Here is a 23,401-nt window from a genome sequence, read left to right as displayed (position 1 = left end):
ATAAAATTAAATGCTAAAAAAATTAGGATTTTTTAAATTTATCAGCAACTACTAAATCCTTCGAACCAGCAGTGTATTTATAAAAACCTTCGCCAGTTTTTACACCTTTTTTACCAGCCCTTACCATATTTACAAGAAGTGGGCAAGGAGCATATTTTGGATTTCCAAAACCATCATTCAGTACATTTAAAATCGCTAAGCAAACATCTAAACCAATAAAATCTGCTAATTGGAGTGGACCCATTGGATGTGCCATTCCTAATTTCATTACGGTATCAATTTCATAAACACCGGCAACTCCTTCATATAAAGTAAAAATGGCTTCATTTATCATAGGCATTAAAATACGGTTGGCCACAAAACCAGGATAATCATTCACCTCAACCGGTGTCTTTTGTAAACTTTCTGAAAGCGACATAATAGTTTTAGTCGTTTCATCACTGGTTTGATAACCTCTAATAACTTCAACCAATTTCATCACCGGAACGGGATTCATAAAATGCATTCCGATAACTTTATCGCCACGATTGGTAGCAGCGGCAATTTGTGTAATAGATATCGATGAAGTATTTGAAGCTAAAATTGCATCGGCAGGAGCGAAGCCATCTAAATCCTGAAAGATTTTTAATTTAAGCTCCACATTTTCCGTAGCTGCCTCAACAACCAAATCAGCTGTTTTTACACCATCACTTATTGATGTAAATGTTTGGATATTATTTAATGCATCAGCTTTTTGCTGCTCTTTTAAAGTTCCTTTACCAACTTGTCTCTCTAAATTTTTATCAATTGTTGCAATTGCTTTATCTAAAGCGTTTTGATTAATGTCAATTAAATTTACCTGATAACCAAATTGAGCAAAGGTATGTGCAATTCCGTTGCCCATGGTACCCGAACCTATTACTGAAATATTCTTCATTTTAAATCTTTAAAAATTGATGTTCTTTTCTGATGGCAATAAAATAAAATTATATCAATTTATGGCGCTAACCTGTTCTTTATCCAAGCGCCTTTTACCAGTTCAAAATTGATTCTATCGTGCAAACGACTCCGGCGTCCTTGCCAAAATTCTATTCTGGTTGGTTTTACGATATAACCGCCCCAATGGGCAGGTTTAGCAATTGATTTACCATCGCTTTTAGTTTTAAGTTCCTCAAATTTCTCTTCCAAAAATGCTCTGTTTGGTATAACCTGACTTTGAGGAGATGCTACCGCACCAATTTGACTTGCAACAGGGCGTGTTATAAAATATTCTTCTGAAGTTTCCTTATCAAGTTTCTCAACTGTACCCTCTATTCTAACTTGTCGTTCTAAATCAGGCCAAAAGAAAACTAATGCCGCATAAGGATTTCTTTTTAACTCTTTGCCTTTTGCACTTAAATAATTAGTGAAAAATCTGAAACCATCTTCGTCAACACCTTTTAAAAGAACAATTCTTGCATCAGGTTTTCCTGATTTGTCGGCTGTAGCTAAAGTCATTACGTTGGGCTCATAAATCTGAGCCTCAACAGCATTATCAAACCATTTTTTAAACTGGGTAATTGGATTATTATCAACGTCAGATTCATCTAACGTGGCGCTTTTGTAATCTTGGCGCAGGTTTTGTAGAAATTCATTTGTAACTTGCATAAACAAACATAAGCATCTTTTATGGTGCTACAAATGATTATCATCATGCTTAATAACATAAAACCAAAAACTGGCCGATTATTAATTTCTGAGCCTTTCATGGCCGATCCTAATTTTAAACGTTCAGTGGTTTTGGTAACAGAACATGGCGAAGACGGGACTATAGGTTATATCCTTAATCAGGTTGAAAATATTCTTCTAAAAGATGTAATACCAGATTTATGGGATGCGCATAACCACATTTATTTTGGTGGCCCGGTTGCTGCAGATACGTTGCATTTTATTCATCGTGCTTACGATAAACTACAAAGTGGTGAAGATATTGGTAATGGAATTTATTGGGGTGGGAATTTCGAAACCCTGAAAATTCTCATCAACACAAATGCAATTCAAGAAGATGAAATAAAATTTTTTATGGGGTATTCCGGATGGGATAACGGACAATTAACCAAAGAATTACAGCAAAATGCCTGGATGGTTAGTGATATTTCTCATCCTGATATAATTTTTGGAAACGATGATGAGCAATTGTGGAGAGATGTAATCGTAAACCTGGGCCCGAAGTATGCACATATTAGCAATTTCCCTACAGACCCAAGTTTAAATTAATTAATTTGTCATCCCGAGTTTGCCGAAAGATTAAATGTTTTAGACAAGCTCAACACGACATTTATATTTGGCTCATCTCATTAGCACTTTCTTCAACTTTTTTTCTCAAATCATCTTTATAAGCCTGCATTTTCACAGTTAAAGAATCATCAGCGGTAGCTAAAATCTGAGCAGCTAATAAACCAGCATTTTTAGCTGCGTTTAAAGCCACAGTTGCAACTGGAATTCCGTTTGGCATTTGCAAAATTGATAAAATGCTATCCCAACCATCAATAGAATTGGATGATTTTACAGGAACGCCAATAACAGGTAAGGTAGTGATGGATGCCACCATGCCAGGTAAGTGTGCAGCGCCACCTGCGCCAGCAATAATTACCTTTAAACCTCTGCCTTGTGCTTCCTTTGCATAATTAAACATGCGTTCAGGCGTTCTGTGAGCAGAAACAACGGTTATTTCATAATCAATTCCAAATTCTTTTAAAATATCAGCAGCATCTTGCATTACAGGCAAATCTGATTTGCTGCCCATAATTATTCCAACTTTAGCACTCATTCTTAATTCTTTATATCTTTTAATTTCAATTTTATCCTTGTGCTTTACTCCATCAGGCAATTACCTTTAAAGTTTTTTGAACATATCTGGCTTTTTCAATTGCTTTTTCTCTGTCGATATCGACAATGGTAACGTGTCCCATTTTGCGGAAAGGTTTAGTGTATTTTTTGCCATATAAGTGTACAAACACGCCATCAATAGCCAAAATCTTTTCCAGATTTTCATATTGTGCTACACCTTCAGAACCTTTTTCGCCTAATAAATTAATCATTACAGCATTGGTAATACTCGTTGTATCGCCTAAAGGCAAATTATAAATAGAACGCAGATGTTGTTCAAACTGAGAAACATAATTGCCCTCAATAGTTTGGTGCCCACTGTTATGCGGACGAGGTGCTACCTCATTTACTAACAATTCTCCGTCTTTACAAACAAACATTTCTACAGCTAAAATTCCGGTTATATTCATTGAAGAAGCAATATTCATTGCAATGTTTTCTGCTTTTTGCTGCAAACTTTCTGCAAAAGTTGATGGTGAGATCAAAAACTCTACTAAGTTAGCTTCAGGATTAAATTCCATTTCAACCATCGGGAAAGTTTTCATATCACCTTTAGAATTTCGAGCTACAATTACTGCAACCTCCTTCTCAAAATCTACTAATTTTTCGATAATACAAGGTGCATCAAAGGCTTTGTCTAAATCAGCCGAACTGTTAATTCGCATCACGCCTTTCCCATCATAACCATCTTTGCGTAATTTTAAAATGTAAGGGAAAGGAATTTGACTGTTTTCGATATCTTCCTTAGTATTTACAATTTGAAAAGGAGAGGTGGGGATGTCATTTTCTTTAAAAAACTGCTTCTGAACACCTTTATCCTGAATCAATCTTATCACTCTCGATTGAGGAAACACTTGCTTACCTTCTTTTTCTAACTGCTCTAAAGCTTCAATATTAACTTTTTCAATCTCGATAGTAATAATATCAGCCTTCTTTCCGAAATTATAAACGGTATCAAAATCGGTGATAGAACCATTCTCGAAATAGTTTGCAATCTGCTTGCAAGGCGCATCTGGGTCGGGGTCTAAAACTAATGAGTTTACATTATAATTTATCGCTTGCTGAATAAGCATTCGGCCTAACTGTCCGCCTCCTAAAATACCTAACTTTAATTCGCTAATCTGTTTTGCCATCAGTAAAGATTGAGTTTTTAAGACGCAAAAATAGCAAAAAGAACAAGGATAAAGGCACAAACATCAATTTGTATCATTTAAGTTTCGTAGCGTAATTGTGCTATATAAAACAGACAATACTATAACCTTAAAACTTATAACTTTGCAAAATGAATGCTGATGCAATAATTATTGGTGCTGGTGCTTGCGGATTGATGTGTGCGGTACAAGCCGGATATATTGGAAAGAAAGTAATTATACTCGAAAAAAATGAAAAGCCGGGCGCCAAAATTTTGATTTCTGGCGGTGGCCGATGTAATTATACAAATCAATTAGCCTCAGCCGAGCAGTTCATATCATCCAATCCACACTTTATCAAATCATCTTTCACGCAATGGACAGTAGATGATACCATCAATTTTTTTGAAACTTATGGTATCCAGGGAAAGGAAAAAACTTTAGGCCAATTATTTCCTGATGATAAAAATGCTAAAGATGTTGTAAAAGTTTTTACATCAATTTGCGAAGATTTTGGACAAGAAATTCGATGCAATGCTGATGTGAGAGAAATTGAAGTTCTGCCTGATGGATTTCAGGTTCTTTACGAAAAGAATGGTAAACAAATTACGATAAAGGCAGAAAAACTGGTTATTGCCACTGGTGGTTTACCAATACCAAAAATGGGTGCAACAGATTTTGCATTACGTTTTGCCCGTAAACATAATTTAAAAATTATCCAAACTGCACCTGCATTAGTTCCACTAACCATTACTGGTAAAGATGAAGAATGGTTTGCACAACTATCGGGTAACTCTGTATTTTGTAAAGTTAGCAACGATGAAATTTCTTTCGAAGAAAATATACTATTTACGCATTGGGGCTTAAGCGGACCGGCAATTTTACAAATTTCTTCATTTTGGCGTAGAGGTTCAATAATTAATCTAAATCTTCTTCCAAGCCATAATATTGTTTCATTGCTGGATAATGAACGTAAATCGAATGGTAAAAATATGTTATCAACTTTGCTGAACAGATATTACACCAAAAAATTTACGGATGCTTTGGGTAAATTTTTACCGCTTTCAAAGCCAGTAGCAACTTTAACAAAAGCCGAAATTGATTTAATAGAACAAACTATACATCATTTTAAAGTTAAACCTGCCGGCGATAAGGGTTATGATAAAGCCGAAGTAATGCGTGGCGGAATCGATACAAATGAAATTTCATCGAAAACTTTAGAATGTAAAAAGATTCCGAATTTGTATTTTGGAGGCGAATGTTTGGATGTTACCGGTTGGCTTGGTGGCTACAATTTTCAATGGGCCTGGACAAGCGGTTTTGTTATAGCGCAGAATTTGTAGTTTATTTTAAAGATTATAAAACAAAGCATTGTCTGTGACTTCCGCGTTTCCATGGCAAAATGATAAGTAACTACAAATAAACGTTCGGCATAATTTCCCAGGCCCAGGGCTTTTTAAACGTTTTAAAAGTTCTCAACTGCGAAAAATATAAAACCTCACTTGTTCTACGATTTGCTACATCTCTTCTATGCAAATTGCCAACCGTTGTAAACAATTCACGTGTTTTAAAATCATAAACTCGCTCCGTCATATCGCCAGTATTCTGGTTAAAATACAGATTGATAGCACTTGTTAAAAACCAATCTTTATTTTCAAATTTGAAAGTATAACCCATTTCCCAGCGCCATTCTGCACCACCTTGAAAACGTAAATACAATTGCTGGTCTTTAATCCCGATTTGGTTTAGAGGGTCACCAAGCTTTCCGCCTTCTTCTGAACGTAGTATAAAGTCGTTATTTTGTATTGATAAGTTATAATTTCCCGTTGATAAATTTTTAAAAAAGATTGCTAGAATACGTGGTTTCTGTGTTTCTTTAATAATGTCTGAATTGTTATCTCCGTAAGTTCTGGTTTCATCTATAATTCGATTAGATTCAAAAATTATGGCGAGATCTGCCTCACCATCATCGTTCAAATCGCCATTCGCCTTATCAATAACTGTCCAGTTAACTGGCGTGAGTTGTTCAATTGAATTGCCTTGTGATTTCACTTTTGGAAAAGTAAAAGATTTTTGGGCAAAAGAAGTTAGTGCAGAAAATATAAATAAGAGGATTAGCAAAAATCTCATTTAATAAATGGCGTTGATGTAGGTATAAAACGTTTAAATTAGGCTTTTAGTTTAACTACTATCTTAACAAATTCGCAATGCTAAATTTTGTGTAGCATCTTTAAAGGCTAAATACGCTTAAATAAATTCAGAGTGACGACCTTTTTATAAACCAATCTTCTAAAATTCCTTTACTTTTGCATTTTAAAAACTCCTTTTGAAGACCGACGTTTTAATTGTTACTCCGCCATTCACCCAACTGAATACTCCGTATCCAGCAAGCGCATATATAAAAGGTTTTCTTAACACTAAAAATATCAGTTCTACACAGGCAGATTTAGGTATTGAGGTGATTTTAGAATTGTTTTCAAGAAAAGGTTTAATCGATGTATTTCAGTTAGAGAATTCAAAAACCAAAAGTGATAATGCCAGGCGTATTTTAGCTTTGAAAGATGAGTATTTGAAAACCATTGATGCTGTAATCTCTTTTTTACAGGGAAAAAACCCAACATTGGCTTTGCAAATTTGCGGTGATGATTTTTTACCTCAAGCTTCTCGTTTTGCGCAATTGGAAGAATTAGATTGGGCATTCGGCGCTATGGGAACTCAAGATAAAGCCAAACACCTTGCAACGCTTTATTTGGAGGATATTTCGGATTTTATTGTAGAACGTGTTGATGAAAACTTTGGTTTCAGCCGTTATGCAGAGCGTTTGGGCAGAAGCGCAAATTCTTTCGATGAGCTTTACCAGGCTTTAGGTCAGTCGCCAACCTATATTGATACGATTTTAATATCTATCTTAAAAAAATACATCGAAGAAGTTCAACCTAAATTATTTTTGATTTCCGTTCCTTTTCCAGGTAATTTATATAGTGCCTTTTGTTCGGCTCAATGGGTGAAAAAACATCATCCTGAAATTAAAATTTCGATGGGTGGTGGTTTTCCAAATACGGAATTGCGTTCACTTTCTGATAAACGTGTCTTCGAGTTTTTTGACTTTATCACTTTAGATGATGGAGAATTGCCAATTGAATTGTTGATTCAAAACATCAGCGGAGCAATTCCAAAAGAAATGCAAATGTACAAGCGTACTTTTTTGCTCGAAAATGATGTAGTGGTTTACAAAAATGATTCTTTCAGAAAAGATTATAAACAAGCCGATGTTGGTACACCGGATTACACAGGTTTACTTTTAGATAAATATATTTCTGTTATTGAAATTGTTAACCCAATGCACCGCATGTGGAGTGATGGCCGTTGGAATAAACTTACCATGGCACATGGATGCTATTGGGGTAAATGTACTTTTTGCGATATTTCTTTAGATTACATTAAGGTTTATGAACCTGTACAGGCAAAGCAAATTGTAGACAGGATTGAAGAGCTGAGTTTAAAAACCGGCCAAAATGGTTTTCATTTTGTGGATGAAGCTGCACCGCCTGCTTTAATGCGTGAAGTTGCCCTGGAAATTCTTCGTAGAAAACTCGCCGTAACCTGGTGGACTAACATTCGTTTTGAAAAAAGTTTTACAGCAGATTTGTGTCTTTTACTGAAAGCATCTGGTTGTATAGCGGTTTCTGGAGGTTTGGAAGTTGCATCGGATAGGTTATTAAAACTGATTGATAAAGGCGTTACGGTAGAACAAGTTGCTCGTGTAACCAGAAATTTTACAGAAGCTGGCATCATGGTTCATGCATATTTAATGTATGGTTACCCTACGCAAACCATTCAAGAAACGGTTGATAGTTTAGAAATGGTGCGTCAGCTGTTTGAAGCCGGAATTTTACAATCCGGATTCTGGCATCAGTTTGCTATGACGGCACACAGTCCGGTAGGGATGTATCCCGAAAAATTTGGTGTGATTAAAGAAACAGAAAGCATTGGCACTTTTGCAAATAACGATATCAACTACATCGATAAAACAGGTATCGACCACAATAAATTTAGTTTTGGATTGAAGAAATCGCTTTTCAATTTTATGCATGGAATTTGTTTTGATTATGAGCTGCAAGATTGGTTTGATTTTAAAATCCCAAGAACTAAAATTCAATCTGATTTTATTGAAAAGGCAATAAATGAAGAGAATAATTTCAATACAAAACCTACTGCTAAAGTAGTCTGGATATGCGGACAGCCATCTGTAGAATTCTTTACTAAATCAAAAAAGGGACATACTTGGGAAATGGCTTCTTTAACTATTTACGATAAAAAAGAAAGCTTAACGATTCAAACCAATAAAAATGAAGGGGAGTGGTTGGTGTCAATTTTGGATAAAATCCACATCTCAAATGAAAAGGTTTTTTCTTTTGCTGAAGTTAAAGCTGATTTTGAAAATGAAATGGAAAATTTTGAGTTGTTCTGGTACTCCAAACCAATAAATACTTTGAGGGAATTTGGGTTGTTGGTTTTGTAGCTATTTAATTTGTCGTGCTGAATTTATTTCAGCATCTCTTAGCAAAAAAACCTGTAATAAATTAAAGGTGATGAAAAATCACTATATCAAGGAATGTAAATTCATATAAGTTTTTCTTGTTACGTCATTCCCGTGAAAACGGGAATCCTAAAACGATATGCAAAATCTAAGCATTAGGATACCCGCCTACGAGGGAATGACGAAAGTGTAACTAAATTAATCGCAATGCGGAACGGTATAGGTCCAGGTTTCTGATTCACCATTAGGAATTACATAACCATTTCCACGAGCGTTTTCAAACCACAATTTGCCACGTAGTTTCTCTCTCGTACCCACTTCATTCATAGTCGCACTATCGTACAAGCGTCCGTTAATCATCACATATTTAATTTTTTCCGAATTGCGAATATCATCCAAAGGATTCGCATCCATAATTACTAAATCGGCCAATTTTCCAACTTCTAAAGAGCCAATTTCTTTGTCCATGCCTAAATAATGTGCGCCATTTAAAGTTGCGTTTCTGATGGCCTGCAGAGGTGAAAAACCGCCTTGCACAAACATCCACAGTTCCCAATGTGCTCCTAAACCTTGAATTTGGCCATGAGCGCCTAAATTTACTTTCGTGCCTCCATCAGCAATTTGCTTAGTGGCTTTTGCGATATCAATGTGGTTGTAATCGCTATATTCTGAAGTTGTTCTACGTCTTGCTCTCGAATCAATAATAGAACGTGGTGTGTAAGTCATTAATTTTTCATTTTCCCAAACATTGGTTCTATCGTACCAATAATTTTCACCCCATTGTCCGCCGTAAGCTACAATTAAAGTCGGCGTATAACCAACTGTAGTATTATTCCAAAGCGTGGTAACATCTTTATAAACCGGTAAAACCGGGATGCTGTGTTCAATTCCCGTATGTCCATCGGCAACCATATTCATGTTATGAAAAAATGTAGAACCGCCTTCAGGTACAACTTCCATTTTTAATTGACGGGCTGCTTCTAAAATTTGCTGACGCTGCTCTCTACGTGGTTGATTGTACGATTTTACAGAAAATGCTCCAACAGCTTTTAAGCGTTTTAAATTAGCTAAAGCATCATCCAAACTATTTATAACAACTTTAAAATCTCCATCAGCACCGTATAAAATTCCACCTGTTGAGTAAACCCTTGGCCCAACCATTCTACCGGCTTTAAGCATTTCACTTTGACTGAAAACCATTTCTGTATTGCTTGATGGATCATGCGAAGTAGTTACACCAAAAGCCAGATTTGCCAAATAACTCCAATCACTTTGTGGTGTAATGCCATCCGGACTTGTACGTAAATGCGCATGCACATCAATAATTCCAGGCATTATAGTTTTGCCATTTACATCGATAATTTTTGCGTTTGAAGGAATAGTTACCGCATCGGCTTTGCTAATAGAAGTAATTTTGTTTCCATCTGTTAGAATTACACCGTTTTCAATAACCTCATCACCTTTCATCGAAATGATTCTTGCACCTTTAAGTGCAACAATTCCCGTTGGCGCATCAGATTTTAAAGTTAAATTTATATCAATTGAACTAGCCTGCGTTTTTGGTGCAGAGCCATCAAAGTTGAATGCGCTATTCACATCAATGGTAAAATATTTTGGACCTAAAGTCCAATGCAGGTTTTTACTATCTGCACTCCATTGAATATATGTTCCGCCATCGGTAGTAACTTTTGCAACAGGAATTGCTTTATTTCCAGCTGATGCATCTTGTGCAACGCCAACATTTATCATTGGTGTGATGTAAACATTAAATAACTCGTTAAAAGCCACCCATTTATTATCCGGACTGATAACGAATTGGTTAGCATACTGAGAAGTAAAGTGCGTTCTTTCGTTTGCGCCATTTAAATCAATGCTTTTCAAAGCTTTTTTACCATCAGCATAACTTTGAAAATAGATTCGGGTATCTGTATTGTTAAATTGCGGGCGAATACCATTTTCAGAAATTAAAGTTTTAGCCCCGCCGTTAGAAGCCATAGTAAAAATACCTGTTCCGCGGCCATAGTTATAACCCAAAACATCATTTCCACTGCCTTTTCTAAAAACAATTTTATCACCTTTTGTAGAATATTGAGGCGAATAATAAAAGCCCTTTTCATCAGTTAAAGTAATTGTTTTGCCCGATTTTAAATCAGTCCTTTTTATTGCGCCACGCAATTCATCACTCCAACTTACGTAAACAATATATTTTCCATCCGGACTGAAACCTGGTTCAAACTCGAAATCCAAACCATTTGTTAAGCGTTCTGGCGTTCCATTTGGCAATTCTTGTTTATATAAAAACCCGGCTGCATTAAACACAATGGTTTTGCCATCAGGCGATGTAGTTAATTGGCGCAACATTTTAGCAGAAAATTCATTACTAAAAACCTGTTGCTCGAAATGTAATGCTTGTTGTACCGTTTGAACGGTATTTGCCTGAAATGGAATTGTTGAAGTTATTAAGTTTTTAATTTCAGTTTTTCTGATTTTTCCTTTAGCATAAAACACCAAACTTTTACTATCTGGGGTCCAGGCGAAATTAGGGTAAACACCAAAAATTGCCCAGGTTTCCTGCTGGTCATGTGATAACTCATCATTAACAGCCCATTCTTCACCGGTTTTAATATTTTGAACATACAACGTAGATTTTAACCTTACACGTTTCACAAACGCAATCAAATTTCCATCGGGAGAAACCTGCGGCCTACAAGCACCACCTTGCTCGTTAATTAATGTTGTTATTTTACCGCTCGTTAAATCTAATTGGCGAATGGCGTAAATTGTTCCATTTGGATCTTTACTGTATTCGAAATTTGGACCTGGAGTAACATCCTCACTAAAATAAACGTATTTGCCATCAGGCGAAACATTTGGTTCGCCGGCATCTTGCTGGTCGTTTTTACGTTTAGTTAATTGTACACCATCACCACCGTTAATGTTATACATCCACATTTCGCCAGCACCTAACGAGCGGCCAGCAGTAAAATGTTTTCTGGCTACGATATATTCGCTATTTGGCATCCAGGTAGCATTATTGAGCAATCTGAAACTCTCTTTTGTTACTTGTTTTTTATTTGAACCATCTCGGCTCATAATCCAGATATTATCTCCTCCACTTCTATCACTTGTGTAAGAAATATACTTACCATTTGGGCTAAAACGTGGCTGAACATCGTAAGCAATGCCTCCACTAATTAGTTTTGCTTGTCCGCCGGCAATAGGCATTGTATAAATATCACCCAACAAATCAAACACAATTTCCTGCCCATCCGGACTAACATCTAAGTTCATCCAAGTACCTTCATCAGTATTTAGCGTGAAATTTTTAGTGGTACCTTGATATTTTTCTACATCCCATTTCTTATCCTGGGCTTTTGTAATGAAAAATAGAAATGAGAGTGCAGAAAGAAAATAGAGTTGCTTCATCTAAATTTTGATTAATTGTGGTGCAATTTAGTAATATCAAGAGCTTTTTTATAGTTTTGATACCGCCGATTTATGACAGCAATAGAGATTTTACAAAAGTACTGGGGCCATCAAGCTTTCAGACCATTACAACAAGATATTATTACTTCTGTATTGGAGGGAAAAGATAGCTTGGCTTTATTGCCAACGGGCGGAGGCAAGTCTGTTTGTTTTCAGATTCCGGCAATGGTAAAAGAAGGAATTTGTATTGTAGTTTCTCCATTAATAGCCTTGATGAAAGATCAGGTTGAAAACCTAAAAGAAAAAGGCATAGAAGCGATTGCAATTTATGCCGGGATGGGCAAACGTGAAATCGATATTCTTTTAGACAATTGCATCTACGGCAAAATCAAATTCCTTTATTTATCACCAGAAAGATTACTATCAGATTTAGTTCGGGTAAGGATTTCTTACATGAATGTGAATTTAATCGCTGTTGATGAAGCGCATTGCATTTCGCAGTGGGGTTATGATTTTCGACCTCCATACCAGCAAATATCAAAGCTTAGGGAAATTTTACCAGATGTACCCATTTTAGCATTAACCGCCACAGCAACAGACTTTGTTAGAAAAGACATTATAAAGAAACTGGAGATGAAAAATCCGCAGGTTTTTATTAAAAGTTTTGCTAGAGATAATTTAAGTTATGTTGTTTTTAATAAGGAAGATAAATACAAAAAGCTTATAAATATTTGTAGGAATGTTAAAGGTACGGGTTTAGTATATGTTAGAAATCGTAGAGAAACTGCAGAGGTTTCTAATTTTATCAACAGAAACCAAATCAAGGCTGATTTCTACCACGCTGGTTTAGAAAAAAACGAACGTTTTCAGAAACAAGAAGACTGGAAACAAAATAAAACCCGCATAATGGTTGCAACCAATGCTTTTGGGATGGGAATTGATAAAGCTGATGTTCGTTTTGTTGTGCATTTAGATTTACCAGAAAGTTTAGAAGCTTATTATCAGGAAGCAGGTAGAGCTGGTCGGGATGAAAAGCGAAGTTATGCCGTTTTGCTAGCCAATCAGTCAGATATTTTAAGTCTTGAGGCTCGGTACATAAATAGTTTTCCATCACCAGAAGAAATCAGAAAGATTTACCATTATCTGGGTAACTATTTTCAGTTGGCATTTGGAGCAGGCGAGGGACTAACCTTTGCTTTTGATATAGCCGACTTTTGTAAACGTTTTAATGTTAGTGTTTTAAAAACTATTTCGGCTTTAAAATTTTTAGAGCATGATGGTTACGTAATACTGTCGGAGAGTGTTTTTCTGTCCTCAAGATTAATGTTTACGGTAGGGCACGAAGATGTGTATCGCTTTCAGATTGAAAACAAAGCTTACGACAATATCATAAAAACCATTTTGCGTTCTCACGGGGGTGCTTTTGATGGTTTTGTTAATATTAATGAAGCAGATTTAGCGAAGAAGACTGGCTTATCTTACAAAGAAATTGTTGCCTTTTTAAATAAGCTGCAATCTATAGAACTGCTTGCCTACATTCAACAGACTGACCAGCCGCAATTGCAATATATAAGGCCGCGGGTAGATATGGAGCATTTTGATGTTGACGTAAAATACCTTGAATTGCGTAAAGATATTTTACTCAAACAAATAAATGCAGTTGTAGCTTATGCATCATCAAATATTTGCAGAAACATACAATTATTAAACTATTTTGATGAAATGAATGCGAGCAGATGTGGTGTTTGCGATGTTTGTTTAGCAGAAAAGAGAGTTGATAACGATGTTCAGCTTAATGATGAAATTGAATTTGAAATCATTTCGCTTTTGCAACATCAGCCTTTAATTTTAGATGATTTGGTTATCAACATAAAAAATGGTTCGGAAAATGAACGTATAGATACAATAAGAGAATTATTAGATGCTGGCAAGATTAAAACTGATGGAAAGAAATATTACATTTGATTTTTGATTTAAGAATTACGATTTTAGATTTCCATCCACAACTTTCGAACATTTAACGCTTATTCATGATAGAAAAAGATAATAAGAAAACCATTCGCTCATGGGCTTTCTTCGATTGGGCAAATTCTGCTTACAATTTAGTTATCACTTCAACAATTTTTCCGGTTTACTATGTAGCAGTAACTACAACCGAAGCACATGGTGATGAAGTTACCTTTTTTGGAAAAACCTTTATTAACACGGTTTTATCTAACTATGCTCTGGCATTTGCTTATTTAATTATGGTGGTTTTACTACCAATCTTATCTTCCTATGCTGATGCAAAAGGCAAAAAGAAATTTTTTATGAAATTGTTCACTTATGTGGGTTCAATTTCTTGTATGTGCTTATTTTTCTTCAAGCTAGAAACGCTGGAAGCTGGAATTATTTGTTTCGTTTTAGCTGCAATGGGTTATGTTGGCGGCGTAATGTTTAATAATTCGTATTTGCCAATCATCGCATCTACTCAAAACCAGGATAAAGTGAGTGCGCAAGGTTTTTCTTATGGATACGTTGGCAGCGTAATTTTACAGCTAATTTGTTTTGTATTTGTGTTAAAACCAGAGCTTTTTGGCATTACAGATAAATCACTTCCTGCACAGATATCGTTTTTACTAGTTGGGATTTGGTGGCTTGTATTTGCTCAAATTCCATTCAAGGCATTGCCAAAAGATATTCCTGTTTTATCTGCCGAAGAAAAAGGCATTTTAAAAAGCAGTTTTGGAGAATTTGAAAAGGTTTGGAATCAATTAAAACAAATGAGTTTTTTAAAGACCTACTTAATTGCGTTTTTCTTCTATTCTATGGGGGTACAAACCATAATGCTTGCAGCAGCAGGTTTTGGGGCCAAAGTTTTAAAGCTAGAGTCGGGTAGTTTAATTGCGGTAATTTTAATTATTCAACTCGTAGCCATACTAGGTGCATGGCTAATGTCTAGGTTAGTCAAAAAATTAGGAAACGTTAATGTATTAATTATTGTAGTAATCATTTGGATTGCCTGCTGCATATATGGATATTCAATCACTACAGAATATCAATTTTATGGTTTAGCGGCAATTGTAGGCTTAATAATGGGCGGCATCCAATCCTTATCACGTTCTACGTATTCTAAACATATACCCGAAAATACTACCGACACGGCTTCATTTTTTAGCTTTTACGATGCTACAGAAAAGTTAGCAATTGTAATCGGTTTATTCAGCTTTGCTTTAATTGAAGGACTTACGCATAACATGCGCCAATCCATTATCGCTTTGGCATCATTTTTTATTGTTGGATTAATCTTTTTGGTAATCTTAAGAAAAAACGAACGCAGAGAAAACTAAAAGTGTAAGTTTGTAGCTCCAATTGTAATGATAAATAGATGAAAGTAGAATTGTTTGTTCCCTGTTTTGTAGACCAATTATATCCCGAAACCGCATTTAACACTTTAAGGTTATTAGAAAAATCGGGATGTGAGGTAGAATACAACTCAAAACAAACCTGTTGCGGACAGCCTGCTTACAACGCCGGTTATTGGGATGAGGCTAAAGAAGTTGGAACAAAATTTTTGAACGATTTTACGGAAAATACCTATGTGGTTGCACCATCCGCATCATGCGTAGGAATGGTAAAAGCTGGTTTTAATGATTTATTTACCAATACAATTGTTCACAATAAATGCCGCAGTTTGCAATCAAACATCTGGGAACTATCTGATTTCTTAATTAATGTGGCGAAGAAGGATTACTTCGGAGCAGAATTAGAAGGAAAAGCTGTTTACCATGATTCTTGCAGTGCTTTAAGAGAATGTAAAATAAAAGACGAACCACGTCAGCTTCTATCTAAAGTACATGGTTTAGAAATGCTTGAGTTACCCGATAACGATATGTGTTGTGGTTTTGGTGGTACTTTTGCTGTAAAATTTGATGCAATTTCATCTGCCATGGCAGAACAAAAAGTTAACCATGCGCTTGCCCAACAAGCCGATTATATTATTTCTACAGATTTATCTTGTTTGCTTCATCTTCAAGGTTATATCGAAAAAAACAATCTGCCAATTAAAACCATGCATATTGCAGATGTTTTATGTAACGGTTGGTTAGAAAGCACAGAATATTAACAAACATATTACTTCTGTTTGCTAAGCGTTTAACACTTTTTAACATGCTTTGCGTTAAATAAAAATATCTTTGTTAAACCTTTTTTAACCTTTCATATCTAACAACAAAAACATAACAAAATGAAAAAAGTAATTCTCGCTTTTTTAGGCGTTTTATCTTTAGCATCTGTAGCGAGCGCACAAAAGAAAACATCTGGAGCAATACAATATGAAACTACTATTGATCCTGCTACGATGATGGCAGCAAGTGGTATTAAAATCCCCGAACAAATGGCTGCAAGAATGCCGTCTACAAGTAAATCAAATTTTGAGTTACTATTTAATGCCACAAATGCGAGTTACATGCCGGTTGAAGAAACAGAAGATAGTAACGGTGCTGGCGGTGGCGGCGGTGGAATGGGTCGTATGATGAGAGGTTTTGGTGGTGCAGGTGGTAACAGAGAATATTACTACACATTTGCTGATAAAAAATTAGTTGAGGTTTTCGATTTAAATGATACTACTTATGTTATGCAAAGCGGATTAAAACTGAACACCTCAGGACCTATAAATACTTTTGGCGGTATGGGTAGAAACAATCCTAACGATACAACTAAACCTAAACCTATTGTTCCTCCAAAAATTGAGGTGGTTAAAACTGATGCTACTAAACAAATTTTAGGTTTAAACTGTAATGAGGTTATCGTAAAATCAACTCGTTCAGTTAAAATTTTAGGTATGGATAAAGATGTGACCGAAGAAACTCACATTTGGTACACTAAGGATTTAGGTTTTGATTTCTCACCAAATCCAAATATGTGGACAGAAGGAACTGTTTTAGCAATTGAGGGCAGAGGAAACAGCACAATTGCTAAAAGCATTGAATATAGAAATGTTAGCAACAAAGATGTAACAGCACCAAAAAAAGCCATTGCTATTACCGATGCTGAATATAAAGTGAAGATGGAAAACATGATGAAACGTTTTAGAGGAAACGGAAACAACAGACCAGCCGGAGCTGGCGGACAAAGAGTTATCGTGGTTAACTAATTTAAATAAGTTATTTTATTAAGCCTGCACAATTAAATTTGTGCAGGCTTTTTTAATTTATCTACTATTTAAAAACAATAGCGACTGTATATTTCCGGTTACATTTTGGCTAAAAACCACAATTGTTTAAATGTAATTTCAATATGAATGATTATTATTGACTATATCTAACATTCTTCAAAATGCAAAACAACAATTCCTTACTGAACACAAAAAAACATTTCGAAATTTTAGATGGGTTAAGAGGAGTTGCCGCCATATCTGTAGTACTGTTTCATTTCATGGAGATAATTTTCCCTCCCAAAGAAAATGTTATTGTTCATAGTTTTTTGGCAGTAGATTTTTTCTTCTGCTTATCAGGCTTTGTTATTGCCTATGCCTATGATAGTAGGATAGCACATCTTGGTGTTTGGCAATTCATAAAACTCAGACTGATTAGATTACATCCATTAGTAGTGATTGGTTCGGTTTTAGGTTTACTAACTTTTTTCTTAGATCCTTTTAGCAATTTTTATCCAACTTATGGATTCGGCCAGACATTGCTGATGTTTCTAGCCTCGGTTTTTTTAATCCCTTATCCTTTGATGGAGGAACGTTTTTTTAATTTATTCAATTTAAATGCGCCAGCTTGGTCGCTCTTTTGGGAATACATTGCCAACATTTTTTATGTATTCGTTCTGTATAAGTTTAGTCGCAACACATTGCAAATTTTCACTTTCGTTGCCGCTGCATTAATTTGTTTTATCGCATTTAAATCAACCAATTTAATGGGCGGCTGGAGCGGACCAACATTTTGGGATGGTGGCGCACGTGTTTTATATTCTTTTTTAGTTGGAATGTTAATTTTCCGCTCAAACTGGGCAATTAAAAATAATATAGGGTTTTTAGGATTATCAGCTTTGCTGTTGTTGGCATTTATAGTTCCTTTTAATGATAATTACAATTGGCTCACCGAACCCTTAATTGTGTTAATTTACTTTCCTGTTTTGGTTGCTTTGGGTGCTGGTGCAACGATAAAACCTAAGTTAGAGCCTTTGTGTAAACTTTCAGGAGAAATTTCTTACCCCTTGTACATGATTCATTATCCATTCATTTGGGTATTTTTAACCTATTTTGTAGAGATTAAACCAGAGATGGCTTTACTCAAATTTACAGTGCAGTTTATATGGTCTTATTAATCGGTTTTGCGTATTTAACAATGCGTTTTATTGATGTACCAATTCGTAATTATCTGAAAAATAAATGGGTGAAAAATAATAGATAATTGACTTGTAATTTTATTCATGAAATCAATTAGTATTAATCAAAACTTGCATTTTAACGCAAAAAACAGCATCTTTGCAGCAAATAAAATCACTTTGTATGTGATTTAGAAATAAAATTATTTGTAAACCGTTCCAATATTCCAGCGTGATGAGGGGCAAAATCATAGTTGTAGATGATTAATATTACTTTACCTGACGGCTCCGTTCGTCAGTATGAAAAGGGCACTTCTGCTCATCAAATTGCATTGTCAATTTCCGAAGGTTTAGCAAGAAACGTTTTAGCTGCAGAAGTTAATGGCGAAGTTTGGGATTCAACACGTCCAATTGAAGCAGATTCTTCTGTAAAATTACTAACCTGGAATGATGCTGAAGGCAAAACTACTTTTTGGCATTCATCGGCACACTTAATGGCCGAAGCTTTAGAGGCGCTATATCCTGGTACAAAATTCGGTATAGGCCCGGCAATTGAAACTGGTTTTTATTACGATGTAGATTTTGGTGACAAGGAATTTTCTTCGGATGATTTCAAAGCCATTGAAACAAAAATGATTGAATTGGCTAAGCAAAAAGAAACTTTCAAACGCGAAAGTGTAAGCAAAGCTGATGCAATTAAATATTTTACAGAAAAGGGCGATGAATACAAACTTGATTTAATTGATGGTTTGGAGGATGGAAAAATAACTTTCTATTCTCAGGGAGCTTTTACCGATTTATGTCGCGGTCCGCACATTCCAAATACTAGTTTTGTTAAAGCAGTAAAACTGATGAATGTTGCAGGTGCATACTGGAGAGGTGATGAAACTAAAAAACAATTAACACGTATTTACGGTGTAACTTTTCCAAAAGCAAGCGAGCTTACCGAATATCTTGCAATGATTGAGGAAGCTAAAAAACGCGATCACCGCAAGCTGGGAAAAGAGCTTGAGCTATTTGCTTTCTCAGAGAAAGTTGGAATGGGTTTACCTTTATGGTTACCTAAAGGAACAGCTTTGCGTGAGCGTTTGGTAAACTTTTTAACTAAAGCGCAGGCAAAAGCTGGATATGAACAAGTAGTTACGCCACATATTGGCCATAAAAACCTGTATGTAACTTCTGGTCACTGGGAAAAATATGGTAAAGATTCATTTCAGCCAATAAAAACGCCTCAAGAAGGAGAGGAGTTTTTCTTAAAGCCGATGAACTGCCCGCATCACTGTGAAATTTATAAAACAAAACCACGTTCATACAAAGATCTTCCGGTTCGTTTTGCCGAATTTGGAACAGTATATCGTTACGAACAAAGTGGCGAATTACATGGTTTAACTCGTGTACGTGGCTTTACTCAGGATGATGCACACTTATTCTGTATGCCGGAACAAGTAAAAGATGAGTTTAAGAAAGTTATTGATTTGGTGCTTTATGTATTTAAATCTTTAGGTTTTGAAAACTATACCGCTCAAATTTCGTTAAGAGATCCTGATAATAAAGCTAAATACATTGGCTCTGATGAAAATTGGAAGCTTTCTGAAAATGCTATTATCGAGGCTGCTGCAGAAAAAGGCTTAAATACTGTAATTGAATATGGTGAGGCTGCCTTCTATGGCCCGAAGCTGGATTTTATGGTTAAAGATGCTTTAGGCAGAAAGTGGCAGTTAGGTACAATTCAGGTTGATTATAACCTTCCTGAGCGTTTTGAATTAGAATACACTGGTAGCGATAATCAGAAACACAGACCAGTAATGATACACCGTGCACCATTTGGTTCACTAGAACGTTTTATTGCAGTTTTGATTGAACATTGTGCCGGAAACTTCCCTTTATGGTTAAGTCCGGAGCAATATATTATTCTTCCTATTTCAGAAAAATATGAAGAATATGCAAAAAAAGTTTTAGATGAATTAAATAATTCCGATATTCGCGGGCTGATTGACTTTCGAGATGAGAAAATCGGTCGCAAAATCCGCGATGCGGAGGTTAAAAAAATCCCTTACATGCTCATCATTGGTGAGAAAGAAATGGCTGAAGGTAAAATTTCAATCAGAAAACATGGCGAGGGAGATTTAGGTGAAATGACGTTGGAGGAGTTCAGCGGCTTATTATTAAAAGAAATAACAGTTTAAATTAAAATTAATATTATACAAATTTGGCATTAGGAAGACCAGGATTTAACAGGGGACCACGTCCGCCTTTTAAGAAAAAAGAAGCAGAACATAACATTAATCAGTTTATTAAATCGCCTGAAGTGCGTTTAGCAGGCGATAATGTTGAACCGGGGATTTATCCTTTGGCTAAAGCTTTGGCACTTGCTGATGAACTGGAATTAGATTTGGTAGAAATTTCTCCGAATGCTGTACCTCCGGTTTGTAGAATTATAGATTACAGCAAATTCGTTTACGAGCAGAAGAAAAAGCAAAAGGAAATTAAATCTAATGCTAAACAAACTGTTATTAAGGAGATTCGTTTCGGTCCTAATACAAACGACCACGATTTCCAGTTTAAATTAAAACATGCCATCAGCTTTTTAGAGAACGGTGAGAAAGTTAGAGCTTATGTGCATTTTAAAGGTAGAGCAATTGTTTACAAAGAGCAGGGAGAAATTTTATTACTAAAATTTGCTCAGGCTTTGGAAGATGTAGGAAAAGTAGAGTTATTACCGAAGTTAGAAGGTAAACGTATGTTCCTAACAGTTGCGCCTAAAGTAGCAAAAAAATAAAAATAGGTTTATAAATTAAAAAACAGGTTATGCCAAAAATGAAAACCAATTCCAGTGCTAAAAAGCGTTTTTCGCTTACTGGAACAGGTAAAATCAAAAGAAACAACGCATACAAAAGTCACATCTTAACAAAGATGAGTACTAAACGTAAACGTGCACTTGGAAATGCTAGCATGGTAACAGCAGCAGATACTGGTAACGTTAAACGTATGCTTTGTATCGGAAAGTAATTTATTAATTCACCAGGTATCAGGCATTAAAGTTCCTTTAAATTAGGACGCCGCTTACCAAAAAACAACAACAACATGCCACGTTCGGTAAACGCAGTAGCTTCGAGAAGAAGAAGAAAAAAAATCCTTAACCTTGCAAAAGGTTATTGGGGAGCAAGAAGTAAGGTTTATACTGTTGCTAAAAACACAGTAGAAAAAGGTTTGCAATATGCATACCGTGACCGTAAAGTTAAGAAAAGAGAATTCCGCGGATTATGGATCCAACGTATTAATGCAGGTGCTCGTCAGCACGGTATTTCTTACTCTCAATTAATTGGTAAACTTGCTTCGAAAGAAATCGGTTTAAACCGTAAAGTATTAGCTGATTTAGCAATGAATCACCCTGAAGCTTTCAAAGCTGTAATTGATGCAGTAAAATAGAAATTTTCGCTTCGGCGATAATCATATTTTAAAAAAGTCCTGATGCAAATCAGGACTTTTTTTTTGTTAAAGCGTTTGGTCATCAATTGATGCATCAGGTGCATTACTTTTTACCGATGCGATGCCATTATCTCTAGAAGCTTCACTTTCGTACATTTGGCTCGAACCAATAATTTGCCCGTTAGTAGCTTTAAGGTTGAAATAAGCTTTGTCGTTCGTGGATGTTTTTTTCTCAAACTTAGAATCATCCTGTGAGTTTTTTCTTACAGATTCGATTCCATTTTCGCAGTTGGCTTTTGTTACATAGCCTTCACTGCTTAAAATCGTTTGTCCATTACCGGCGTTTAAATTAAACTGAAATTCGCCATTTTTTCTTTTACTGATTACAAATTTTCCCATTTCTAATTTTTAAATAAATAATACCAATTATCTATAGGAGATGATTTTATTTAAAGTTATAAAATCAGTTTCAAATTAAAAACTATTTGTAATCCATCTTATATTTTGAAAGATTAGGCTTGTTATTCTTCTTTCTGATTAATTCAGCTTCATAAATAGTTCTGCCTAAGTTTTTCATAAAAGGAAAGCATACGGTTTCGTATTCATATTTATTATCATTGTAAATGCCATTTTCATTACTTTGAACAACTGCTGTTAGTAAAAATTCAATGCCATTTTTAAAATCTATGAAATATGAATTATCAATGATAAAACCGTAGCTATCTCCATACTTATTAAAAATTCTTATGTTTTCATCCGGTTGGATTTTTAGCTCACGCCCATAGTAAAGCATTTTAGCATAAGTTGGCCAAAATTCCTTTGCATCATATTTTGGAAAATCACTCTCGTTTGGCATTTTGCTCATGTAAGTATAAATCAATTTATAATCCTCTGCAGTTAAATTATATCGTTCTTTTACTGGAAAAACTTCTGGAAACATTAACTTTTTCATCAGTTGTTGTTGGTCCTCAATTGCAAAAGCATTTTTATTCTCTAAACTAAATGGCTTGTTTATTAATTTATCGGCACTGTCTAAATAACCTTTACCCATCACCGTATTGGTTAAGTTTAAATTATATTCTTTTTCGTCGTACTGTGCCGACTGGCTGTAGATTAATTTATTTCCATTATAAAATTTAACCGGATTGGTGTGCTTAGATGTTTCGCCGGCATCGCCAACGGCCAAACGGTTTAATATTCTGCTATTAGCCAGTCCATTCTTTCTTAGCTTTTTATTTATTTCGGCTCTTCCAATAAATTCGAAAAGCCTATTAAATGCATCGTTATCGCTGGTTAGCAAAATCTTTTTAATGTAATGCTCAATGCTTGGTAAACCATTTTGTGCTGAGGTATCTTTAGTAACTTTGGTTTGTTTTTTAAAAGCACTATCTGTTATCATTACGCTTTTAGCTGTTAAACCGGTAATTTTTAATCTATTTACTTTTTCCAAAGCAAAAATCACGGCTGCTAACTTTACTGTACTTGCAGGATAAAAGTAACGGTGTGCATCAAGGTTATAACTAAAACTTTTAAAGCTGGGTTTGTTGTTGGCGTCCCGATTAATTTGCGTGTATAAAACCTGAATTTGATTTTTATCAGGATGTGTTAAAACACCACTAAAAAGTTCGGGCTTGGTTTTCATTAAGTTTTCGAGATATGTGGTATCTATTTTTTGTGCCATAGCTGAAAAACATGCAAATAGTAGGAGTGAAGTGAA

20 protein-coding genes are annotated in these 23,401 nt (G+C 35.4%); 12 read left to right on the top strand and 8 right to left on the bottom strand.

Going from position 1 to position 23,401, the window contains the following annotated elements; genetic code table 11:
* Positions 1-22 precede the first annotated feature (22 nt).
* Positions 23-916: a 3-hydroxybutyryl-CoA dehydrogenase gene (locus tag LUA86_RS05735; RefSeq protein ID WP_231459653.1), complete on the bottom strand. Its 894-nt coding sequence runs from the start codon at positions 914-916 to the stop codon at positions 23-25.
* Between the two features lie 59 nt (positions 917-975).
* Positions 976-1,626, bottom strand: coding sequence for a pyridoxamine 5'-phosphate oxidase (pdxH, locus tag LUA86_RS05730; RefSeq protein WP_231459652.1), 651 nt, complete (start codon positions 1,624-1,626; stop codon positions 976-978).
* A gap of 45 nt (positions 1,627-1,671) precedes the next feature.
* On the opposite strand from pdxH, the gene LUA86_RS05725 reads away from it, so the two are divergent.
* On the top strand, positions 1,672-2,235 hold the full coding sequence (locus LUA86_RS05725) for a YqgE/AlgH family protein (protein WP_231459651.1): 564 nt from the start codon (positions 1,672-1,674) through the stop codon (positions 2,233-2,235).
* 61 nt (positions 2,236-2,296) lie between these two features.
* Here the strand turns inward: LUA86_RS05725 and purE are convergent, their stop codons facing one another.
* Both purE and LUA86_RS05715 read right to left on the bottom strand, forming a co-directional pair.
* Entirely contained in the window at positions 2,297-2,788 is a 492-nt protein-coding gene (purE, locus tag LUA86_RS05720) for a 5-(carboxyamino)imidazole ribonucleotide mutase (protein WP_231459650.1), read from the bottom strand.
* Positions 2,789-2,840: 52 nt separating this feature from the next.
* A complete protein-coding gene (locus tag LUA86_RS05715; RefSeq protein WP_231459649.1) occupies positions 2,841-3,980 on the bottom strand; it encodes a 5-(carboxyamino)imidazole ribonucleotide synthase in 1,140 nt (379 codons plus the stop codon).
* Positions 3,981-4,129: 149 nt separating this feature from the next.
* Between LUA86_RS05715 and LUA86_RS05710 the strand changes: the two genes are divergently transcribed.
* Positions 4,130-5,320: an NAD(P)/FAD-dependent oxidoreductase gene (locus LUA86_RS05710; protein ID WP_231459648.1), complete on the top strand. Its 1,191-nt coding sequence runs from the start codon at positions 4,130-4,132 to the stop codon at positions 5,318-5,320.
* 70 nt (positions 5,321-5,390) lie between these two features.
* Here the strand turns inward: LUA86_RS05710 and LUA86_RS05705 are convergent, their stop codons facing one another.
* A complete protein-coding gene (locus LUA86_RS05705; protein WP_231459647.1) occupies positions 5,391-6,107 on the bottom strand; it encodes a hypothetical protein in 717 nt (238 codons plus the stop codon).
* Between the two features lie 196 nt (positions 6,108-6,303).
* On the opposite strand from LUA86_RS05705, the gene LUA86_RS05700 reads away from it, so the two are divergent.
* The gene (locus tag LUA86_RS05700; RefSeq protein WP_231459646.1) at positions 6,304-8,499 is read left to right on the top strand and encodes a radical SAM protein; all 2,196 of its coding nucleotides are present in this window, start codon (positions 6,304-6,306) and stop codon (positions 8,497-8,499) included.
* Positions 8,500-8,715: 216 nt separating this feature from the next.
* Here LUA86_RS05700 and LUA86_RS05695 read toward each other — a convergent pair whose 3' ends face one another.
* Positions 8,716-11,943, bottom strand: coding sequence for an amidohydrolase family protein (locus tag LUA86_RS05695; protein WP_231459645.1), 3,228 nt, complete (start codon positions 11,941-11,943; stop codon positions 8,716-8,718).
* Between the two features lie 72 nt (positions 11,944-12,015).
* Here LUA86_RS05695 and LUA86_RS05690 point away from each other — a divergent pair, with 72 nt between their 5' ends.
* From LUA86_RS05690 to rplT, 9 genes are all read left to right on the top strand, one after another.
* Positions 12,016-13,908, top strand: a complete 1,893-nt coding sequence (locus tag LUA86_RS05690) for an ATP-dependent DNA helicase RecQ (protein WP_231459644.1) — start codon at positions 12,016-12,018, stop codon at positions 13,906-13,908.
* Positions 13,909-13,973: 65 nt separating this feature from the next.
* Complete coding sequence (locus tag LUA86_RS05685; RefSeq protein WP_231459643.1) at positions 13,974-15,272, top strand: MFS transporter; 1,299 nt, start codon at positions 13,974-13,976, stop codon at positions 15,270-15,272.
* Between the two features lie 38 nt (positions 15,273-15,310).
* On the top strand, positions 15,311-16,048 hold the full coding sequence (locus LUA86_RS05680; RefSeq protein WP_231459642.1) for a (Fe-S)-binding protein: 738 nt from the start codon (positions 15,311-15,313) through the stop codon (positions 16,046-16,048).
* 120 nt (positions 16,049-16,168) lie between these two features.
* Positions 16,169-17,077, top strand: coding sequence for a hypothetical protein (locus tag LUA86_RS05675; RefSeq protein ID WP_231459641.1), 909 nt, complete (start codon positions 16,169-16,171; stop codon positions 17,075-17,077).
* Positions 17,078-17,259: 182 nt separating this feature from the next.
* Complete coding sequence (locus LUA86_RS05670; RefSeq protein ID WP_370634315.1) at positions 17,260-18,255, top strand: acyltransferase family protein; 996 nt, start codon at positions 17,260-17,262, stop codon at positions 18,253-18,255.
* Positions 18,256-18,515: 260 nt separating this feature from the next.
* The gene (gene thrS, locus LUA86_RS05665; protein WP_231459640.1) at positions 18,516-20,441 is read left to right on the top strand and encodes a threonine--tRNA ligase; all 1,926 of its coding nucleotides are present in this window, start codon (positions 18,516-18,518) and stop codon (positions 20,439-20,441) included.
* Between the two features lie 23 nt (positions 20,442-20,464).
* On the top strand, positions 20,465-21,034 hold the full coding sequence (gene infC, locus LUA86_RS05660) for a translation initiation factor IF-3 (protein ID WP_109928230.1): 570 nt from the start codon (positions 20,465-20,467) through the stop codon (positions 21,032-21,034).
* Positions 21,035-21,063: 29 nt separating this feature from the next.
* Complete coding sequence (gene rpmI / locus LUA86_RS05655) at positions 21,064-21,264, top strand: 50S ribosomal protein L35 (protein ID WP_056872807.1); 201 nt, start codon at positions 21,064-21,066, stop codon at positions 21,262-21,264.
* A 75-nt stretch (positions 21,265-21,339) separates the two neighbouring features.
* Entirely contained in the window at positions 21,340-21,684 is a 345-nt protein-coding gene (rplT, locus tag LUA86_RS05650) for a 50S ribosomal protein L20 (protein WP_025144714.1), read from the top strand.
* Between the two features lie 66 nt (positions 21,685-21,750).
* On the opposite strand, the gene LUA86_RS05645 is transcribed toward rplT, so the two are convergent.
* Entirely contained in the window at positions 21,751-22,083 is a 333-nt protein-coding gene (locus LUA86_RS05645) for a YegP family protein (protein WP_231459639.1), read from the bottom strand.
* 82 nt (positions 22,084-22,165) lie between these two features.
* Positions 22,166-23,365 (bottom strand): serine hydrolase, encoded by a 1,200-nt coding sequence (locus tag LUA86_RS05640; RefSeq protein ID WP_231459638.1) that lies wholly within the window; start codon positions 23,363-23,365, stop codon positions 22,166-22,168.
* Between the last annotated feature and the right edge of the window lie 36 nt (positions 23,366-23,401).

This window comes from Pedobacter sp. Leaf132 (assembly GCF_920984695.1).
Classification (GTDB): domain Bacteria; phylum Bacteroidota; class Bacteroidia; order Sphingobacteriales; family Sphingobacteriaceae; genus Pedobacter.
Note: the sequence above shows the minus strand (reverse complement) of the source record. Positions and strands in the feature narration are given on the sequence as shown.

What these genes read in the sequence shown, in the direction of transcription:
- LUA86_RS05735 (WP_231459653.1), bottom strand. Translation starts at nt 916, where the DNA reads ATGAAGAATATTTCAGTAATAGGTTCGGGTACCATGGGCAACGGAATT.
- pdxH (WP_231459652.1), bottom strand. Translation starts at nt 1,626, where the DNA reads ATGCAAGTTACAAATGAATTTCTACAAAACCTGCGCCAAGATTACAAA.
- LUA86_RS05725 (WP_231459651.1), top strand. Translation starts at nt 1,672, where the DNA reads ATGCTTAATAACATAAAACCAAAAACTGGCCGATTATTAATTTCTGAG.
- purE (WP_231459650.1), bottom strand. Translation starts at nt 2,788, where the DNA reads ATGAGTGCTAAAGTTGGAATAATTATGGGCAGCAAATCAGATTTGCCT.
- LUA86_RS05715 (WP_231459649.1), bottom strand. Translation starts at nt 3,980, where the DNA reads ATGGCAAAACAGATTAGCGAATTAAAGTTAGGTATTTTAGGAGGCGGA.
- LUA86_RS05710 (WP_231459648.1), top strand. Translation starts at nt 4,130, where the DNA reads ATGAATGCTGATGCAATAATTATTGGTGCTGGTGCTTGCGGATTGATG.
- LUA86_RS05705 (WP_231459647.1), bottom strand. Translation starts at nt 6,107, where the DNA reads ATGAGATTTTTGCTAATCCTCTTATTTATATTTTCTGCACTAACTTCT.
- LUA86_RS05695 (WP_231459645.1), bottom strand. Translation starts at nt 11,943, where the DNA reads ATGAAGCAACTCTATTTTCTTTCTGCACTCTCATTTCTATTTTTCATT.
- LUA86_RS05690 (WP_231459644.1), top strand. Translation starts at nt 12,016, where the DNA reads ATGACAGCAATAGAGATTTTACAAAAGTACTGGGGCCATCAAGCTTTC.
- LUA86_RS05685 (WP_231459643.1), top strand. Translation starts at nt 13,974, where the DNA reads ATGATAGAAAAAGATAATAAGAAAACCATTCGCTCATGGGCTTTCTTC.
- LUA86_RS05680 (WP_231459642.1), top strand. Translation starts at nt 15,311, where the DNA reads ATGAAAGTAGAATTGTTTGTTCCCTGTTTTGTAGACCAATTATATCCC.
- LUA86_RS05675 (WP_231459641.1), top strand. Translation starts at nt 16,169, where the DNA reads ATGAAAAAAGTAATTCTCGCTTTTTTAGGCGTTTTATCTTTAGCATCT.
- LUA86_RS05670 (WP_370634315.1), top strand. Translation starts at nt 17,260, where the DNA reads ATGCAAAACAACAATTCCTTACTGAACACAAAAAAACATTTCGAAATT.
- thrS (WP_231459640.1), top strand. Translation starts at nt 18,516, where the DNA reads ATGATTAATATTACTTTACCTGACGGCTCCGTTCGTCAGTATGAAAAG.
- rpmI (WP_056872807.1), top strand. Translation starts at nt 21,064, where the DNA reads ATGCCAAAAATGAAAACCAATTCCAGTGCTAAAAAGCGTTTTTCGCTT.
- rplT (WP_025144714.1), top strand. Translation starts at nt 21,340, where the DNA reads ATGCCACGTTCGGTAAACGCAGTAGCTTCGAGAAGAAGAAGAAAAAAA.
- LUA86_RS05645 (WP_231459639.1), bottom strand. Translation starts at nt 22,083, where the DNA reads ATGGGAAAATTTGTAATCAGTAAAAGAAAAAATGGCGAATTTCAGTTT.
- LUA86_RS05640 (WP_231459638.1), bottom strand. Translation starts at nt 23,365, where the DNA reads ATGGCACAAAAAATAGATACCACATATCTCGAAAACTTAATGAAAACC.